Source organism: Micromonospora sp. NPDC005686, assembly GCF_042871665.1.
GTDB lineage: Bacteria > Actinomycetota > Actinomycetes > Mycobacteriales > Micromonosporaceae > Micromonospora.
The window spans coordinates 199,423-216,107 of the sequence record NZ_JBIAIY010000006.1 but is presented as its reverse complement, the minus strand read 5'-3'; the positions used below and the strand labels follow the sequence as shown (position 1 = coordinate 216,107).

Annotated in this window: 21 protein-coding genes and 1 tRNA gene; 13 read left to right on the top strand and 9 right to left on the bottom strand. The window is 69.6% G+C overall.

Features of this window, described 5'->3' with window-relative positions:
- Positions 1-41: 41 nt before the first annotated feature.
- The 3 genes from ACFYON_RS16355 to ACFYON_RS16345 form a co-directional block, all read right to left on the bottom strand.
- A complete protein-coding gene (locus ACFYON_RS16355; RefSeq protein ID WP_387320890.1) occupies positions 42-905 on the bottom strand; it encodes a DUF4393 domain-containing protein in 864 nt (287 codons plus the stop codon).
- A 619-nt stretch (positions 906-1,524) separates the two neighbouring features.
- Positions 1,525-2,007, bottom strand: a complete 483-nt coding sequence (locus tag ACFYON_RS16350; RefSeq protein ID WP_387320888.1) for an NUDIX domain-containing protein — start codon at positions 2,005-2,007, stop codon at positions 1,525-1,527.
- 19 nt (positions 2,008-2,026) lie between these two features.
- Positions 2,027-3,250, bottom strand: a complete 1,224-nt coding sequence (locus ACFYON_RS16345; RefSeq protein WP_387320886.1) for a helix-turn-helix domain-containing protein — start codon at positions 3,248-3,250, stop codon at positions 2,027-2,029.
- Positions 3,251-3,388: 138 nt separating this feature from the next.
- On the opposite strand from ACFYON_RS16345, the gene ACFYON_RS16340 reads away from it, so the two are divergent.
- The 13 genes from ACFYON_RS16340 (at position 3,389) to ACFYON_RS16280 (ending at position 11,731) form a co-directional block, all read left to right on the top strand.
- A complete protein-coding gene (locus ACFYON_RS16340; protein WP_387320884.1) occupies positions 3,389-3,706 on the top strand; it encodes a hypothetical protein in 318 nt (105 codons plus the stop codon).
- 233 nt (positions 3,707-3,939) lie between these two features.
- Positions 3,940-4,116 carry a hypothetical protein gene (locus ACFYON_RS16335; RefSeq protein ID WP_387320882.1) on the top strand — a complete coding sequence of 59 codons (177 nt, stop codon included), beginning with the start codon at positions 3,940-3,942 and terminating at the stop codon, positions 4,114-4,116.
- A 91-nt stretch (positions 4,117-4,207) separates the two neighbouring features.
- Entirely contained in the window at positions 4,208-5,149 is a 942-nt protein-coding gene (locus ACFYON_RS16330; RefSeq protein ID WP_387320880.1) for a hypothetical protein, read from the top strand.
- 86 nt (positions 5,150-5,235) lie between these two features.
- A complete protein-coding gene (locus tag ACFYON_RS16325; protein ID WP_387320878.1) occupies positions 5,236-6,108 on the top strand; it encodes an FtsK/SpoIIIE domain-containing protein in 873 nt (290 codons plus the stop codon).
- Positions 6,105-6,314: a hypothetical protein gene (locus ACFYON_RS16320; RefSeq protein ID WP_387320876.1), complete on the top strand. Its 210-nt coding sequence runs from the start codon at positions 6,105-6,107 to the stop codon at positions 6,312-6,314. The genes ACFYON_RS16325 and ACFYON_RS16320 overlap by 4 nt, the downstream gene beginning before the upstream one ends.
- Before the next feature lie 85 nt (positions 6,315-6,399).
- Positions 6,400-6,840, top strand: coding sequence for a hypothetical protein (locus tag ACFYON_RS16315; RefSeq protein WP_387320874.1), 441 nt, complete (start codon positions 6,400-6,402; stop codon positions 6,838-6,840).
- Entirely contained in the window at positions 6,837-7,139 is a 303-nt protein-coding gene (locus tag ACFYON_RS16310) for a hypothetical protein (RefSeq protein WP_387320872.1), read from the top strand. Before ACFYON_RS16315 ends, ACFYON_RS16310 begins: the two co-directional genes overlap by 4 nt.
- Entirely contained in the window at positions 7,136-7,483 is a 348-nt protein-coding gene (locus ACFYON_RS16305; RefSeq protein ID WP_387320870.1) for an RRQRL motif-containing zinc-binding protein, read from the top strand. The genes ACFYON_RS16310 and ACFYON_RS16305 overlap by 4 nt, the downstream gene beginning before the upstream one ends.
- A complete protein-coding gene (locus ACFYON_RS16300; RefSeq protein ID WP_387320868.1) occupies positions 7,483-8,196 on the top strand; it encodes a hypothetical protein in 714 nt (237 codons plus the stop codon). The genes ACFYON_RS16305 and ACFYON_RS16300 overlap by 1 nt, the downstream gene beginning before the upstream one ends.
- Entirely contained in the window at positions 8,193-8,489 is a 297-nt protein-coding gene (locus ACFYON_RS16295; protein ID WP_387320866.1) for a hypothetical protein, read from the top strand. Before ACFYON_RS16300 ends, ACFYON_RS16295 begins: the two co-directional genes overlap by 4 nt.
- Positions 8,489-10,264 (top strand): replication initiator, encoded by a 1,776-nt coding sequence (locus tag ACFYON_RS16290; protein WP_387320864.1) that lies wholly within the window; start codon positions 8,489-8,491, stop codon positions 10,262-10,264. Before ACFYON_RS16295 ends, ACFYON_RS16290 begins: the two co-directional genes overlap by 1 nt.
- 61 nt (positions 10,265-10,325) lie before the next feature.
- Positions 10,326-10,493 (top strand): helix-turn-helix domain-containing protein, encoded by a 168-nt coding sequence (locus tag ACFYON_RS16285; protein WP_225853851.1) that lies wholly within the window; start codon positions 10,326-10,328, stop codon positions 10,491-10,493.
- Complete coding sequence (locus ACFYON_RS16280; protein ID WP_387320862.1) at positions 10,493-11,731, top strand: tyrosine-type recombinase/integrase; 1,239 nt, start codon at positions 10,493-10,495, stop codon at positions 11,729-11,731. The genes ACFYON_RS16285 and ACFYON_RS16280 overlap by 1 nt, the downstream gene beginning before the upstream one ends.
- 76 nt (positions 11,732-11,807) lie before the next feature.
- On the opposite strand, the gene ACFYON_RS16275 is transcribed toward ACFYON_RS16280, so the two are convergent.
- The 6 genes from ACFYON_RS16275 to ACFYON_RS16250 all read right to left on the bottom strand — a co-directional run bounded on the left by ACFYON_RS16275 (position 11,808) and on the right by ACFYON_RS16250 (position 16,586).
- Positions 11,808-11,879, bottom strand: a tRNA-Val gene (locus ACFYON_RS16275).
- Between the two features lie 84 nt (positions 11,880-11,963).
- Positions 11,964-12,431, bottom strand: coding sequence for a peroxiredoxin (locus ACFYON_RS16270; protein WP_387320860.1), 468 nt, complete (start codon positions 12,429-12,431; stop codon positions 11,964-11,966).
- An 83-nt stretch (positions 12,432-12,514) separates the two neighbouring features.
- Positions 12,515-12,949 carry a DUF3052 domain-containing protein gene (locus tag ACFYON_RS16265; protein ID WP_013287823.1) on the bottom strand — a complete coding sequence of 145 codons (435 nt, stop codon included), beginning with the start codon at positions 12,947-12,949 and terminating at the stop codon, positions 12,515-12,517.
- A gap of 111 nt (positions 12,950-13,060) precedes the next feature.
- On the bottom strand, positions 13,061-15,538 hold the full coding sequence (locus ACFYON_RS16260) for a transketolase C-terminal domain-containing protein (RefSeq protein ID WP_387320858.1): 2,478 nt from the start codon (positions 15,536-15,538) through the stop codon (positions 13,061-13,063).
- Positions 15,539-15,600: 62 nt separating this feature from the next.
- A complete protein-coding gene (locus ACFYON_RS16255; RefSeq protein ID WP_354872249.1) occupies positions 15,601-16,071 on the bottom strand; it encodes a MarR family transcriptional regulator in 471 nt (156 codons plus the stop codon).
- A gap of 110 nt (positions 16,072-16,181) precedes the next feature.
- Entirely contained in the window at positions 16,182-16,586 is a 405-nt protein-coding gene (locus ACFYON_RS16250; RefSeq protein ID WP_030271630.1) for a secondary thiamine-phosphate synthase enzyme YjbQ, read from the bottom strand.
- Positions 16,587-16,685: the final 99 nt, after the last annotated feature.

Sequence of the window (16,685 nt, the reverse complement as noted above, 5' to 3'; positions counted from 1 at the left end):
GTCTCAACCATGTCACGCCTCAACCGTAAGCCATCCCGGTGTCAGGAGTTGGTGCTGATGCCATCAATGGTTGAGGGCGGAGAGACGGCCCGGAAAAACCTCTCCCCGAACGCTGTACGCGTCAGGGTTCCTTTATCGATGTCGAGGTGTTCGATCGTCGGATCTTGCTTGCTTCGGACGTACTCCGGTCGGGCAGTGACCCAGTCGTAACGCCTGTCATCTGAAAACCATTCCATATAGCTGACATTGACCAGGCCAAGCCGGTTCCAGTTGTCGACCCACGAGGGCACCTGAGGAACCTCAAGAGGCCTATTGGCGTCATCATGAATACCCATGAGATGCTTTATTACGTTCTGACGACCACCGTCCTCTTTTGTGTTGACCAGCTTGACAATCGACACGCTTGCCTGCGTCAGTACAGCATTAAGGAGCGTCGTCTCTCGGGCGCTTAGCTGTTTGATTACTTCGGCGAAGGCTGGGTGAGCGTCATCGGTTCGGCGGTCGTCTGTGGCAGTGGTGAGCAGGTTTAAGTACAGCTCTCGCAGATCAGGCTCATCAAAGCTGTAGCTCAAGCCCTGCATTGCCGGGACGGCAACGCTCGCCGCTGGCGTGATCAGGTGCTCGTCCGGAATATGGGCCGTCTTGGCCGCCATTTCTTCCGGGAAAACGTCCTCAAAGTACGCTTGACTAACGCCGATCATGCGCGCAAACGGCTGATAGAGCTTGAGCTTGATGCGCTCCTTCACTGCTATCCGTGCTGCAGCCGTACGGGCTGCTGCCTTGAACTCTGGGGTCCCCTGAGCGGCCTGCAGCAGCTCATCTCGGGTCTCTTTGTCTTGGTCGAGGGCTTTTCGGCCGATGATCTCGACAGCCTTACCGGCAGCTGCAATCTCTGCGCCAGTCACGCCGACCAGCTTAATCGAAGTCCGCCATCCCGTCTGCCGCCGACCCGCCCTCCGGGGAGCGGGCTGCCGCCCGGCCCGCCACGTCAAGCGGAGCTTGACGCACGTACGGACGCTGGCGGGCCGGGCGGTGGTCTGCTCGGCTTGCCCGGGTCGGCGGCTGGCGGGATGGTCCTGCGCAACCACCCACGGACCGCAACGCGCCGCGGAGCCCCGGCCATCCCGGAGTCGTTGCGCCCCCGCCGGAGGCGCAGTGACCGCGACCGGGCCGCCGCCGCGACCCCGCCGCGCAGACCCGGCGTGCCCTTTCCTACGCCGCGCTGCTCGGGCGGCGGCGCGGCCGGCTGCCGGCCGCGAACCTCAACCATTCTCGGCGCTACCGTCTGCGGCGGCCCACGGCTCCCCGCTCTCCGCGCCAGCCGCTGGGCGTGTTGCGTGGCCGGAGTCGGAGCGCCAGCGCAGCGACGGACGCGCGCCCAGGCGGCGGCGCGTGCGGCCCGTTGCGGGCCGCCTTGAAGACGTACAGAAACTTTGAACCACATCGACGGCAGCCGGTCGGATCGAACTGCATTCGAACGATCGCGTCCCGGTGCGATGGCGCTGACGGGCGACGCTCGGTGGCTCAGTTGGCGAGGGGCAAGACGCCCTCTTCGAGGTAGACGGTGCGGGTCTGCTTCCGCGCCTGCATGCTCGCGCGTAGCCGTCGAGCGAGTCTGGGGATGGTCAGCTCGTCAAGCTGGTTGTCCTCCACGAACGCCCACTCTGCGATCTCGCCATCTCGGAAGGCGACGGCGGCGAGCTGGTCACCCGTGAGCGTGCCGCCATCGAAGACAAATAGCATCTTGTCGCCTTCGTCTGGCCTTGGAGCCCAGTCGACCGTCAGGAGAGCGCCGATCGCAACTCGGAGGCCCAGTTCTTCGTAGACCTCTCTGCCGCAGGCCGACAGCGGGCTCTCGCCTTCCTCGACGTAGCCGCCGGGGATGTCCCAGTGTGACTTGTAGGTCGGCCGGACAAGCATCAGCCGCTCTTGCTCGTCAATGAACAGCGCGCCCGCCGCCACCTTGGGAGTGGCTTGCGGACGCGCGTTGCTGGCTTGGCTGGTCACATCCTCGGACTCTACGGATCTAGGCCGTGACGTGCACGCGCTGTGCCAGGCTGGCGAGTTGGTAGCTGGGTCGGCCTCGCCCGCGGCGCATCCAGTTCTGGACGAGCTGCCTGCTAATCGCGTGGTGGCGAATCTGCTCGGGTGCCTTCTGCTCAGCAGCGAGCACCACCGCCATAGCCTCATCCGTTCTGTTCCACGCGCTGAGCGCCCGCGCTGTTTCAAGAGAATGCCGCGCCTGCCGTTCGACAGGTAGGCCGGTCGTGTCGATGCGGGGACCGAGGTCAATCGCGACTTGTACGTCATCCAGGTCCATCGCGGTTGTCACGCGGTGGATAGCCACGTTGGTTGGCCCGAAAGCGGTCCAGAGGTGGTTCGCGTCGTGGCCAAGCCGCCGCGCAGTTTCGTCTGCTTCGTTGAGGAACGATCTGACGGCGGCACGGTCCTCGTCGCGTGCTGCGGCCACGGAACCTGCCAGGAACAAGGTGCCATAGACGGACAGGTACTCCGGCGTGGCCTCGGCCAAGCCCGGCTGCATGTACGCCGCTGCGTCGGCGGTGAGCTGCTTCGCCTCACGGTATCGGCCTGTTGAGAGCAGCGTGTGAGTGACTGAGCGGAAGAGCGACCCAATGACAACCACATCGCCGCCCCGTTGGGCCGCTGTGAAGCCCCTCTCGGCGGCAATCCATGCGAGGTCCGCCTCCCCGAGCTTCGTGAGCAGGACGGCGGAGGCCTGGTAGGTGAGCGCCAGCAGTGCAAACGACTGCTCTTGGTCTTCGCCCTCGTGAGTTTGGGTCGCGGCCTGTCCGGCTGCGAGTGTCTGCGGCAATCGCGCGACGACGTACCCGTACCGCGAGGCTTGGTACGCATCCCATACCTGAGTGACTTCACTACGCAGTTGGGCTACGTCAGGTGCCTCCGCGACGGGCCCCGGGATGAACGGCGAGAGCTGCCGGTAGTTCAGCAGGGCATCCCGCAGAGCAGAGACGGTCTTCGTCCCGCTGTCGGCGTTCCAATCAAGGAGGGCAGGCTCCCCGACGAGATCGCCGATGCTGACGTCCAACGCACCAGCTACCGAGCGGATGACGGACAACCGATCGAGATCAATTCGGTTGTTCTCGACCTTACTCAGCCAGTCGACAGTGCGCCCGACGATGCCCGCCAGCACTTCTTGCGACATGCCCCGACGGCGGCGATACCACGCGATTCGTTCGCCGACCGTTAGATCCTGACCGATTCCTCGCATGGGTCCAGTGTCTCATGGCGACGGCCTTGGTCCCCCGGAAAAGTATTCCGGGTTCGGCCCATAACCTGGCCCTACCTTGGGTGCAGCACCGAGCACTCGTCCATAGGGGACGCGCTCAACGACACTCGGAGGTTTGTTGTGAAGCTGTACGTGGACACCGCGAGCAAGCAGGTCCAGGTGACGAAGGACCCGGAGCCGAAGAACGACCAGAACGGCAATCAGCGGTCGGAGAAGAACACTGGCCGGCTCATGTGGTCGACCCAGGTCTTCGTGCTCGACGAGACTGGCGGCGAGATCATCACCATCACCACGGCGGGTGAGAAGCCGAGCGTGACGGTGGGGCAGCTCGTCGCTGTCGAGCAGTTGGAGGCTATTCCGTGGGCGACCAACGGGCGTAACGGCGTCGCGTTCCGTGCGATCACGCTGAAGCCGAAGGCTGGCACCTCGGCGAAGTGAGTCCCTCGTTCCACCTGTGCTGCGTGAGCTTCTGGTGTCTGACGCGCACCCGCGCGTGAAGCGGCCTAAAGGTCCGCTGAAGATCAACCGAAGGCATTCGGGAGTGGTTCTGACTCCTACATTCCCGGCCTGCTGATCAATGCGAGGCGATTCGCCTCGTCTCCTCTGGCGCGGGGTCGGTACTGACGTTGATGTCTGCCGGCCCCGTGTCCTCCCACCGCTTGGAGGCACCTATGGACCCCGACACCACACTGACGGAAATTCGGGAACTGCTCGCCCGCCAGGACAGCCCGGAAGGGTTCGGTGGGCTCGACACCATTCGCCTGATCGAGCGCGTGGAAGCGCTCGACACCTGGTTGTCCAACGGTGGCCATCTGCCGGCCGCCTGGATCGTCAACCGCCAGGACTGATCGAAAGCAAGCGGCGCGGGGTCGGTCTGACTCCTACATCACCCGACCCCGTGCCCTCCAACTCATCCACCCACGTATGGGAGGACTCGTCGTGTCCAAGTCTAGCCCTCGCCGCTCCTTCGGACGGAAGTCCAGCGGCACCATCACCGTGATCGAGGCCAAGGTCCACCGTTCCTCGGCACGCAACGCCCGGTTGGCGTTCATCCTCACGGCGGTCATCGTCGGCCTTCTGTCGGCCGTGGTGGCCGCTTCCTACATCCACCCCATCCTCGCCGTTTTCGTCGGCGCGCTGATCGGGGTCCCGCTTGGCGGCCTGGCCTGGCTGCTCGTCAGGGTCTGGCCGGTGCTGCGACTGCTGTGGTGGTGGACCCCGGAAATCGGGATCACCACGGTTGTCGGTGCTGCCTGGGTGCAGTTGGCCAACCACACCCCGACCCTGGTCACGCTCGTCGTGGTCGCCCTGCTCGTGGGCGTCCCCGCCGCCCTGCCGGCCTCTCGCCGGTTCGTAGTCGCCTGGACGTGGTGCCTGATCGTCAGGCACCGGCTGCGCGTGTGCTTCGCGCAGTTCATCATCGCCAACCAGTCCGGCAGCCTGCCGCTCATCCTCTGGGCCAAGCCCACGCCCGTCGGCGAACGGGTCTGGGTCTACCTGCGCCCCGGCCTGTCCCTGGCCGACCTGGAAGGCCGCCTCGACCGCATCGCCGTGGCCTGCCACGCCTCCACCGCTCTGATCGAGCGGGCTTCCGACCGTAACGCCGCCTACCTGCGGTTCGACATCAAGCGCCGCGAGGTGCTGACCGCGCAGGTCGGCTCCCCGCTCGTCGACGTCATCGACCCCGACACCCCGGCAACCGAGCGGATCCCGGCCACCGTGCCGACCGCCCTGGACCTGCCCGACGTCGACATGCCCACCGTCACCCTGCCCACCCAGCAGGGCAAGCCGGCCGGCAAGAAACCGGCCACGACCGCCAACGGCAGCAAGCCCGCGGCTTCCACCGCCAGCGACGTCGACGACGTCTCCGACTGGATCTGACCTTCACCCAACCCGGTCGCGGAGAGCCCTGCGGGGTTCGTTCGTGTGGCTCTCCGCGTCCACACCTCGCCCAAGGAGGGCAACCCATGACCACCACAACCGCCCCGGATACCGGGGTTCCGGTGGGGCCTGGCCTGTCGATGTTCGACCCCATCTTCGTCGGCATCGACGAGTTCGGTCACCCGGTCTACATCACCCTCGCCTACCGCAACCTCCTGGCCGGAGGCGAACCCGGCGGAGGCAAATCCGGTCTGCTCAACACGATCGCCGCCCACGCCGCCCTGTCCGTCGACAGCCGCCTGGTGCTGCTGGACGGCAAACTCGTCGAACTCGGCCAGTGGGAAGACTGCGCCGACGCGTTCATCGGCCCCGACATCACCGCCGCCCTCGACATCCTCCGCCGCCTCCAACTGGTGATGAACAACCGCTACGCCTGGCTGCGCGCCCACGGCCGCCGCAAGCTCACCGCCGCCGACGGCCTGTCCGTCATCACCGTCCTCGTCGACGAAATCGCCTACTACAGCGCGACAGTCGGCTCCAAGCAGGAGCAGGAAGAGTTCGTGGCTCTCCTGCGTGACCTGGTCGCCCGTGGCCGTGCTGCTGGTATCCCGGTGGTTGCCGCGACTCAGCGGCCGTCGTTCGACATCATCCCCACCTCGCTGCGGGATCTGTTCGGCTACCGGGCCGCGTTCCGGTGCACCACGCCGAACACCTCCAACATCGTGCTCGGGCACGGCTGGGCCGAGCAGGGCTACACCGCCACCGACATCGCCCCCACCAACCAGGGCGCGGCCTACCTCATCGCCGAAGGCGGCACCCCCAAGCGCATCAAGGTCGCCTACCTCACCGACTCGCAGATCGCCGGGATCGCGGACTACGCGGCCTGGATTCGTCGGCCCCGCCGGTTACCGGCCCTGATCCCGGACCTGACCCGGACCGATTTCGAGGTGGCGGCATGACCACCCGCCAGCACACCTACGCCAAGGCCAACCAACAGCGCGCCGCCCAGTACGTCGAGATCTGGATCGTCGCCCAACCGGGCGAGATCGCCTCGATGGTCCAGGTCGCCTCGGCCAGCGGCCGACTCGTCTACCTCGGCCCACCCCAAGCAATGGGTGGTGGCGACACCCGCCAACGCCGCTACCTGCGGCTACGCACCCGATAAATCGGCCGACAGGACCAGGACACCGCCTGGCAGCAGATCTGGTCCTGCCGACCTCCACCAACAGCCCCGAAAGGACGTGGCTGCCATGAAGGCTACCCACAACCCGACCACCGGAGTTCAGGTCACGCCCGCTGACCTGCTGCGGATGGCTGCCCTCTACCTCCGCCGGCACGGCTGGCACCAGGGCACCTACTACCCCCACAACACCGACAACCCGACCCCGCCGGCCTGCGTCGTCGGGGCCATCGGCATGGCCTGCACCGGCCGCCGGGTCGAACACTTCTACGGCCTCGACCCCGACACCCAGGTCACCTTCCGCCAGACCGTCGGTGTCCTCACCGTCTACCTCGACGACCACGCCCCGGTCTTCCACATCGACGAAGACGGCTACCTGCTCGACGAGCACACCTCCCCCTACTCCTGGAACGACGACCCCGCCCGCACCGCCGAGCAAGTCATCACCGCCCTCCAGGCGGCTGCCGACGAGTGGGACCGCCTCCACACCCACGGAGGCCAGACGCGATGAACACCGTCAAGAAGACCTTGACACCGCATCTGCCCCGGCAGCAGCGGCGTCGGGACGTCGTCGAGAACGACGCCTTCGCCGCCTTCGCCCGGCGCATCATCCGCGCCCACGGCCGCCGCGTCGCTGACGGCGACGTCGAAGCCCTGCGCGACCTCGTCACCCTCTCCACCGACCTCGACCAGGCCATCACCGACGCCGTCATCGGCCTACGCCAGTTCGGCTACTCCTGGGCCGAAATCGGCTCCCGGCTCGGCATCTCCCGCCAAGCCGCCCAGCAGCGCTGGGGAGACCGGCCATGACCACCTACACCTACGACCCGGCCAACCCCGCCGACGAATTCCCCACCTACCCCTACCGGCTCGCCCCCGACGGGCTGGCCACCCGCCGACAGCTCCGCGCCGCCGGCCTCCGACCGGGAGGACACGACGCGGTCGCGCAGATCCTCTGGCGTCGCGGTAAGCGCGTCGCCTACCTCTACCGCCTCGACTGGGCCAAGCCCAAACGCATCGCCACCCCCGCGCAGCGGGAGGCCATCGCCAAAGCCCTGCTCGCCCGGCGCACCTGCCGCTATTGCGGCCAGGTGAAGCCCTACTACATCCCCCGCCGCTACGGCTGCTGCCTCGACTGCCACGGAGGCCACTGATGACCACCACCACTAAACAGGGCGGCCGTATCGAGGGCCTCGTCCTGGTCCTCATCCTCATCGCCGTCGCCGGCTTCGCCGGTGCCGCCTCCTTCACCCACGTCAAAGACTGGACCCTCGCCAACTCCCCTGACGGGACGGGTGCGTGGTTCGGCTGGGCCAACGCCGTCATCTCCGAACTGGTTCCTATCGCCTGTCTGCTGACCATCCGCCGACGCCGCCGCAGCGGCGCATCCATCGGCTACCCGCTGTTCCTGCTCATCGCCGCCGCCAGCCTCTCCCTCGCCGCCCAGTTGGCGGTCGCCAAGCCGGGCATCTCCGGGTGGCTGCTGTCCGCCGTCCCCGCGCTTGCGTTCATGGCCCTGGTCAAACTCGTCCTCGCCCCGGCACCTGCGCCGGAGCAGCCCACCACACCGCCGGCTACCCCGGTCGAACCCATCCACGTCCAGGTGGCCGAGCAGGTCACCACCGAGCCGGAGCCGCCGGCTGCCATCACGCCCACCCCGGCCGTCGAGCCGGAACCCGTCACCACGCCGGCACCGGAACAGGTCGACGTCCCCACCCACCTGCTGCCCATGGCCCGCTTCGCCGCCGTGCAGCACGAACAGGCCAACGGCCAACCCATCACCCCGGCAGAGCTGGCCGACCGCCTCGACGTCACCCCACCCGTCGCCGGCCAACTGTTGGCCACTATCGGCGGTGGTGCCCGATGAGCATCCACACCGTCGACGTCGTGCAGCTCGTGCACACCTGCCCGGCCGAGCCGGAGCCTCACCCCTACGACACCCGCCGGACCGTCATCGACGTCGTCGACGGCGGGCCCTGCCGCAACCCGGTCACCATCCGCTGCGGCACCACCGTCACCCAGATCCGCTGCGGCCAGCACGAACCGACCAAACGCCAGTGCAGCGCCTGCCGCATCACCGTCGTGGAACGGACCATCACCGACACCGTCGTCGGCTACCACGGCCCTGAGCACATGCGTCCCGCCAAGGACGCCGCCTGATGGCCTCGACGCTGGACCTCACCCCCCGAGCCTCGGCCCGGGGGGTGGGCTCGAACGCCGACACCATCGTCTACGGCTACACCGCCGCCGGAGCCGCGTTCCAACGTGCCGCCCGCCCGGACTACTACGGCTGGCTCGAACACGTCCGCGCCGCCGCCGGCTGCACCCGCCCCATCCGCCTGTCCGGCAGCCTCCACACCGTCGACACCACCACCGGTCGGGTCCTGGACTCCCGGCACACCGACGCCATGCCTGATGCCGCGATCTACACCGCCTGCGGCAACCGCCGCGCCACGGTCTGCCCCGCCTGCGCCCAGACCTACCAACGCGACGCCTTCCAGCTCCTCCGCGCGGGCCTGGTCGGCGGCAAAGGCGTACCGGAATCGGTGGCATCGCATCCGGCGGTGTTCGCCACCTTCACCGCACCGTCGTTCGGCACCGTCCACGCCCGGAAGGTGAAGCGGCACACCTGCCGCAACCGACGACGCTGCGACTGCCGCGCCGAGCCCTGCCACGCCCGCCGCGACACCGGACTCTGCCCCCACGACCGACCCGCCGTCTGCTGGGCGAGGCACGAGCAAGGTGACGCGGTGCTCGGGCATCCGCTGTGCCTGGACTGCTACGACCACGACCACCAGGTCGTCTGGAACATCTTCTCCGGCGAACTCTGGCACCGCACCAAACAAGCCGCCGAACGCTGGCTCGCCAAACTCGCCCAACGCCGCGGCATCCCCCGCGTCGAGATCCCCACCGCCTCGGGCAAGACCCGCAAAGTCCCGCCGGTCCGGCTGTCACCCGGGAAGGTCGCCGAACTCCAGGCGCGGGGAGCGGTGCACTTCCACGCCATCGCCCGCCTCGACGGCGTCGACCCCACCGACCCGCAAGCGATCGTGCCCCCACCGGCCGGGTTCACCGTCGACGACCTCGTCGACGCGCTCCGACACGCCGCCCGACAGATCGCCTTCCACACCCCGCCCCACCCGGACCGGCCCGAGGGCTGGCCGATCGCCTGGGGCGAGCAGGTCGACCTGGAACCGATTGCCACCGACGGCTCGGGCGAGGTCACCGATGGGATGGTCGCGGGCTACCTTGCCAAGTACGCCACCAAAAGCACCGAGGCCACCGGGCACACCAGCACCCGCCTGACCGCCGATTCGATCGGGGACTACGCCGACCCCGACGGCGACCACACCGCCCGCCTCATCGACGCCTGCTGGCGCATCGGCCGACCGGTCCACACCCCGGCCCCACTCTCCCAACGGCCCCGGGAACCCCGGCCACGGCCCGGCTTCGTCGACCGCTGGGAGTGCCCCGACTGCGGCACCCACACCCGCTACGCCGCCTGCCCCGCCTGCACTGCCGCGCGTCAAGCCGCCCTTGACACCGAACCGACGAAACCGGCGACGGCCAACCCGTACGCCCGGCTGCGGCGGTGGGCGCACATGCTCGGCTACGGCGGCCACTTCCTCACCAAAGCCCGCCGCTACTCCGTGACCTTCCGGCTCCTGCGCGACACCCGCATCGCCTACCGGCGACACGAGCACCAGGACCACGAACACACCGCCGCCAGCGGCCCACCCGTCGACCACGTCGACGAGGACACCACGCTCATCGTCGGCACCCTCACCTTCGCCGGAGTCGGCTGGCACACCACCGGTGACGCACTGCTCGCCAACACCGCCGCCGCCATGGCGCGCGAGCGACGAACCACCGGCCGCGAAGAACTCGCCCACGAACTCTCCGCCCCGGCTGGCGTCGCGCCGGTCGCCGCGTGACCACCGCCCGGCACACGAGGAAGGCCACCCGTTGGACACCCCGACTCCGATCACTCCTCGCGTGCTGCGCGTCGAGGAAGCCGCCCGAGCGCTCGGCATCGGCCGCTCGCTCGTCTACGACCTCATCCGCTCCGGCCGGCTGCGCTCCTTCAAGGTCGGCAGCCGCCGCCTCATCCCCGCCGCCGCCATCGACGAAGTCATCACCACACTCACCGAGGAAGCCGCCTGATGCCCAGACAACCCACGCCCCGCCAACCCGCCCGCCGCAACCCCAACGGGGAAGGCTCCATCTACCAACGCGCCAGCGACGGCCGCTGGGTCGGACAGGCATACGTCCTCACCACCGACGGCACCCGCAAACGCAAGTTCGTCTACGGAGCCACCTGGGAAGAAGCCCACGCCAAACTCGTCGAACTGAAGTCCCGATCCCAACGCGGCATACCCGTGCCCGACCGAGCCTGGAAACTCGCCGACTACCTGCCCTACTGGCTCGCCGCCTACGTCACCGACCTCAAACCCACCACCGCACGCGGCTACGAAAGCGCCGTCCGGCTACACCTGATCCCGGCACTCGGCACCAAGCGACTCGACGGCCTCCAAGTCCAACACGTCAAGGCGTTCATGGACCACTTCCGCCGCAAGTGCCTCTGCTGCACGGCTGGCCTCGACACCAGTCGTCGGCCGGATCGGCGCTGCTGCTCGGTTGGCCGCTGCTGCCAGCGCTACCCGAGCGCTCGGCAGATCCAATTCGTGCATGCAGTGCTGCGCAACGCCCTGCAACACGCCATGCGGGAAGAGTTGGTGTCGCGCAACGTCGCCAAGCTGGTCCGCGTACCGTCGCCCCGCTACCGAGTCGGTAAGGGCCTGTCGGTCGAGCAGGTCCGGAGGCTCCTCGCCGCCACGGAGGGGCACCGGCTCCACGCGCTGTACGTGGTGGCCGCGACTCTCGGACTGCGGCGGGGAGAACTGCTCGGGCTCCGCTGGTCGGACCTTGACCTCGACAACGGCACCGCCACCATCGGGCAGACGGTGCAACGTGCCGGCGGCGAACTGCGCCTACAGGACACCAAGACCGAGGACTCGGACAGCATCCTCCCGCTCCCCGACTGGACCTGGCTGGCGCTGCTCGACCACCAGGAGCGCCAGCGCCGGGAACGCGACCGCCTCGCCGAGGTCTGGCAGGATTACGGTCTGGTGTTCCCCTCCGAGGTCGGTACCCCGATGGAGCCGCGCAACCTCAACCGACACTTCGCCGGCCTCCGAGAGAAAGCCGGCTGCCCGGACATCCGGCTGCACGACCTGCGGCACACCGTCGTCTCGCTGCTGATGGAGTTGGGCGTCCCGCCGCACGTCGTCCAGGCCATCGCCCGGCACGCTGATGTGAAGATCACGCTGAAGGTCTACTCGCATGCCAACCTCGACGCCATGCGTCAGGCGCTCGGCAAGCTCGACGGGCGTCTCTCATAGACCCTGTTGCTGTCAGCGTTGCTGTCACCGTCCCAAGGAATGATCTTCCCGGGGCGGTTCCGCTGGTGGTGGAGGGTGGGCGCGGCAGGTTTCGAACCTGCGACCCCTCGCTTGTAAGGCGAGTGCTCTCCCACTGAGCTACGCGCCCGGAACGCCCCGTACGGCGGGCCGGAGCGGACAGCTTACCTGCCCGCCTCCGGCCCCGCGCAACGACGTGCCTGGGGTGTGGGACTCAGGCGGCGACGGCCTCGGCCAGCGCCTTGCGCCAGCCCTGCTGGTCGCGCGCCTCGCCGGGCATGTTCATCTCGGCGAACCGGACCACGCCGGCCTTGTCGATGACGAAGGTGCCCCGGTTGGCGATGCCGGCGACGTCGTTGAAGACGCCGTACGCCTGCGCGACAGCGCCGTGCGGCCAGAAGTCGGCCAGCAGCGGGAACTGGTAGCCCTCCCGGTCGGCCCAGATCTTGTGGGCGTACACGGAGTCGACGCTGACGGTCAGCACCTGGACGTCGTCGTTCACGTACTCGTTGAGGTTGTCCCGCACCTCGCACAGCTCGCCCTGGCAGATGCCGGTGAAGGCGAGCGGGTAGAAGACCAGCAGCACGGTCTTGCGACCGCGGAAGTCGGAGAGCCGGACCTCCTGGTTGTTCTGGTCCTTGAGCAGGAAGTCGGGCGCCTCGGCGCCAACCTCGGTGGGCATGCGTGCTCCCTCGGGGATCGGGTCTGGAGGTGATCAGCCTGCCACACCCGGCGACCGTGGTCGCCGGGTGTGCGGCGCGGCCCCTACTTCTTGCTCTTCGACCCGCGCCGCATGACGAGGCGGGCGCCGCTCCAGTCGCGGCCGGCGTTGATGGTGGAGGTCTGCTGCAACCCGGCAGTCTGTGCGCTCTCGGCGACCTCGCTCGGCTCGACGTGTCCGTCCCGGCCGGCCTTCGGGGTCAGGAGCCACACCACGCCGTTGTCCGCGAGCGGCCCGAGGGCATCGACGAGGAGCTCGAACAGATCACCGTCGCCGTCTCGGTGCCAGACCAGAACCGCGTCGACAACCTCGTCGGTGTCCTCGTCGACGAGTTCCCCACAGCGGTCGGTCAGGGCGTCCCGGAGATCGGTGTCTACGTCGTCGTCGTAGCCCATCTCCATGACGACCATGCCCGGCTCGATACCGAACCGGTCCGCCAGGCTGCGTACCCCGTCGGCCTGGCCAGCGGTCGCGCTCACTGTCGAGTGCCTCCTCATCTCATCACTGCTCGTGGCGTCCGGTGACACCGTCGGGCTCAGTCCACACAGTTGCGGCTCGCCGCGCAAGTGGCGCACCGGGTGGAACGGAATTTACCGTGCCAGCAGCGTACGGGCACCCTGGGTGATGGCTTCCGCTGAGACCAGAACCTGACGAGCGGCCGGACCTAATGGTACAAACGAGTCAAGTCCGGCTACCCGCCGCGCGGCGCCGACGTACCCGGTGTCGACCAGCGCGGACAGCACGCCCTCGCCCACCCCGCCGGACCGCCGCGTCTCGTCCACCACCAGCACCCGGCCGGTCGCCGAGGCCTCCCTGATGATGTCGGCCGTCGGCAGCGGGGCGAGCCAGCGCAGGTCCACCACCCGGCTGCCCACACCCTCCTCGGCCAGCGTGGCGGCGGCACGCAGCGACATCCGCACCCCGTTACCGAAGGTGATGATGGTGAGGTCCTCGGCGGAGCCGACCCCGTAGACGCGGGCCCGCCCGATCGGCACGTGGCGGTCCCCCCAGGCGCCCGGCTCGGCGTATTCGGCGGTCCACCCCTCGTCACCCTCGGTGTGCAGGTCACGGACGTGGTAGAGCGCGACCGGCTCCACGAAGACGCAGACGCTGCCGTCCACCCGGGCCGCCGCCAGGCAGGTACGCAGCATCGGCGCGGCGTCGTCCGGCCGGGCCGGCACGGCCACCACCAGCCCCGGCACGTCGCGCAGCGCTCCCAGCGAGTTGTCGTTGTGGTCGTGCCCGCCGAGCCCCTCCGGAGCCGCCAGGCCGGCCACCCGCACCACCATCGGGTTGCGGAACGCGCCCCGGGACAGGAACCGCATGGTGGCCGCCTCGCCGCGGAGCTGGTCCTCGGCGCCGTGCAGCGACGCGAGGTGGCGGATCTCGGGCACCGGCAGCAGTCCGGCCAGGCCGGCACCCAGCCCGAGCCCGAGGATCGAGGTCTCGTCGGGCAGCGTGTCGAACACCCGCGCTGCCCCGAACCGGTCCCGCAGTCCCCCGGTCACCCCGTGCGCCCCGCCCCGGGCGGCCACCTCCTGGCCGAACACCGCCATCCCGGGATGGTCGAGCATCCCGTCGGCGAGCGCGGCGGTGATGCTCTGCGCCAGCGTCAGCCGGCCGGTCAGCTCCGGCGGCTTGCCGCCGAACGCCTCGGCCCGCGCGCCGGCGGCCGGACCGGCCGCCCGTGCCCCCGCCTCGGCGACCGCCCGGGACACCCGGACCGGCCGGCGCGGCGCCAGCTCCCGCACGATCTCGACCGGGGACGCGAGCTTCGGCTCGTCCAGCACCTCCTCGGCGACGCGGCGCAGCTGCCAGCCCCGTTCGTCGTACCGGGCCAGCAGTTCCTCGCCACTGGCGTACCCGGAGGTCACCAGCAGCCGCGCGGTGGCCAGCAGCGGGTCGCGGGCCGCGTCCCCGTCACCCGGCTCCGTCAGCCGGACCGCGCTCAGGTGCAGCACGGCGGGACGGCGCTGCCGGCGTACCCAGTCCGCCGCCTCGGCCGCGACCCGGTACGTCGCGGCCACGTCCGTGCCGTCGGCGCCGAAGTACCGGATACCGGGCCGGGACCGCAGCGCGGCGGCCACCCAGCCCTCGGAGGCGTCGCCGTCCGCGCAGACGAACAGCACCGGGATGCGCAGGCCGGTGTGGTCGTACCAGCCGGTCGTGTTGAGCGCGGCGGTGGCCGTGGCCTGATTGATCGCGCCGTCGTCGAAGGAGCAGACCACCACCGCGTCCGCCGGCCAGGACGCCGCCTCCGCCGCGCCGTCGGCGGGTCGCGCGCCGCGGCGCAGCCGCTCCAGCGCCAACCCCAGGCCGACGGCGCGGGGCAGGTGCGAACCGGCGGTCGAGGTGGTCGGCACGACCGCCAGGTCCGCGCGGCCGAACACCTTCGCCCGTCCGCCGGCGGCCGGTTCCTCGGCGGAGGCGACGATGCCGCGCAGCACGTCGCGCGCCGCCGCCGCGAACGCGTCGTCGGGCGCGGGCTGCGGCAGATCGGGTACGCCGACAGTCGCGTCCCCGTCCGCGTCCACGACCACCCCGGCTCCCACGGGAAGGCTGTCCGCCTCCCTCTCCCCCGGCTCGGCGTCGAGATCCTGGTGCGGAACGGCCCTCACCGGGGCACTTTCGCTCCAGGATGTCCCGGGGTCCTGAGGGTCGGCGTCGGCACCGGTCGCAGCCGGCAGGTCCGGCGCGGTGGGGATGAGGTGCGGCGGGGCGGCGGGGAAGGCGCCGGCGGCCTGGGCGGCGCGCAGGCAGTAGAACGCGCCGGAGCGGGCGTGCAGCAGCGCGGGGTCGGTCGGCCGCAGCGCGGCGGCCACCGCGGCGTCGCCCTCGTGCCCGGCCGACTCGATCGTGAAATACCCCTCACCGAAGCCGGACAGCCACCGACCGGCCAGGTCGAGCAGCCGGCTGGTCGACTGCGCGTCGAACAGCGCCAGCGCCTGCGCCCCGGTCAGCGGCCCGCCTTCGGGCAGCGGTTCGCCCAGGTCGCGCCGCTGGTCGGGCGCACCGAGCGCGGCCAGTTCGGCTCGGAGGCGGTCGTCGAGATCTTGCGGGGTACTCACGCGGACAGCATTACCGACTCCGGGCCGCCGCGCCCAGTCGGACACGTTCCGCCCGGCGTGGCTCAAACCTCGCCGCAGCCCTCCGGGCAGCCGCCGTCGGAGACCTTGAAGACCAGGTCACGCAGCGCGGCCAGCTCGGCGGTGCTCAGGCCGTCGAGCAGCCGGGAGTCCGACATGACCTGCCCGACCCGCTCGCGGACCTCCCGGCCGCGCCGGGTGACCACCAGCGCCTTCTGCCGCCGGTCGGCCGAGTCGGTACGGCGTTCCACCAGCCCGGCCCGCTCCAGCTTGTCGGCCAGGCCGGTGACGTTGGACCTGTCGCAGCCGAGCTGCTCGGCGAGGTCGCGGGCGGGCAGCGGGCGGTCCGGGTCGAGTTCGTGCAGCGCGCGGGCGGTGGCCGGGGTCAGTCCCAACGCGGCGATCCCCACGCCCTGGTGGTGCCGCATCGCGGCGGCGACGTGCAGGATCCGGCGCACCGTCTCCCCGGCCAGTTCGGCCCGGTCGCGGGCGGCGGAAACGGTGGAGTGCGCCATCCGTTCATGTTATTGCCAAGTGGATCTTCCATCAGCCGAACGGTGAGGCACCTCATGCAATCGACTGCCGATCATGACGGACTCCGGGGAGGAAACGACGGCGGAGACGGTCAGCCGGCCAGGAACGAGAAGCGCACCTGACGGTCGGGATTGTCGCCGTTGGTGTCGACCAGGCAGATCGACTGCCAGGTGCCGAGCTGGAGCCGCCCGCCGAGCACCGGCAGGGTCGCGTACGGCGGCACGAACGCCGGCAGTACGTGGTCGCGGCCGTGCCCGGGTGAGCCGTGCCGGTGCCGCCACCTGTCGTCGGTGGGGAGCAGGTCGTCGAGTGCCCGCAACAGGTCGTCGTCGGACCCGGCGCCGGTCTCGATGATCGCCAGCCCGGCGGTGGCGTGCGGGACGAAGACGTGCAGCAGGCCGTCGCCGGCCCCGGACACGAACCGCTCGGCCTCGCTCGTGATGTCCCGGACGGTCGGCCGGGAGCCGGTCCGGACGGTGATCACCTCACTACGCATAGGGCGCATTCTGCCGCAGTGCCCTGTTCTCCGCCGCGCCCGCCGATAGCGCATCCGGTGATCGCGCAAAGTTACTGATGGGTACCTGTGTTCAGCGTC